The organism is Blautia acetica, from assembly GCF_038739805.1.
Classification (GTDB): Bacteria; Bacillota; Clostridia; order Lachnospirales; family Lachnospiraceae; genus Blautia.
This window is the reverse complement of the sequence record NZ_JBBEWO010000052.1, coordinates 1-858: the sequence shown is the minus strand read 5'-3', so window position 1 is coordinate 858 and position 858 is coordinate 1. Positions and strand designations below refer to the sequence as shown.

Here is an 858-nt window from a genome sequence, read left to right as displayed (position 1 = left end):
CGGATGCCATTTCCAGAAAATATCATTTCGTACCTGCGAAGGCAGAAGTGGAAGAACATCACATCGGTGTGTATGCCAGCAAAACAGATGAACACATGGTGAAAGCAGACCATCCAAAGACGTTACTGCATGGGAGTCTGGTATCACCATCTCTGGGTGCTGCGATCATCAATGGAAAATATGTGAACGCAGTTCCTCTCTATCGATTGGAGCAGGAATTCCAGCGTTATGGTCTGCAGATCACAAGGCAGAACATGGCAAACTGGTGCATACGTTTAGCAGAGGAATATCTATCAATCCTTTATGATTATCTTCATAAAGAATTGTATTTCTACCACGTCATCCAGGCAGACGAGACGCCGGTGCTTGTAAACCATGACGGACGCAAAGCCGGGAGCAAAAGCTGGATGTGGGTATACCGTTCCGGACATTTGTACCAAAAACGGCAGATTGTCCTGTATGAATACCAGCAAACGAGAAATGCATCCCATCCACGGGAATTCCTAAAAGGGTACGACGGCATCTGTGTAACAGACGGTTACCAGGTCTACCATACTTTAGAAAAAGAGTTGGAAGAACTGACCATTGCCGGATGCTGGGTGCACTGTCGCCGCAGATTTGATGAAGCCTTAAAGCTGGTTCCGAAATCCTGTCAAAAGGAATCCAATGCATTTCTTCTGATGAAACAGATTCAGGCAATCTATCGGGAAGAAGGGAAGCTGAAGGACCTTTCTTCTGATGAACGGCTTAAGCAACGGCAGGCGGTTATCAAACCACTTGTGGATGCGTTTTTTGCGTACCTAAAAACTATAAATGTGTCCAAGAAAGATAAATTTGGTGATGCTGTTGGCTATGCAC

Annotated in this window: 1 protein-coding gene; it reads left to right on the top strand. The window is 45.5% G+C overall.

The window, feature by feature from the left end; genetic code table 11:
- Positions 1-858, top strand: an 858-nt coding sequence (tnpC, locus tag WBS51_RS15145) for an IS66 family transposase (RefSeq protein ID WP_342694166.1), incomplete at both ends; no start/stop codon positions are given.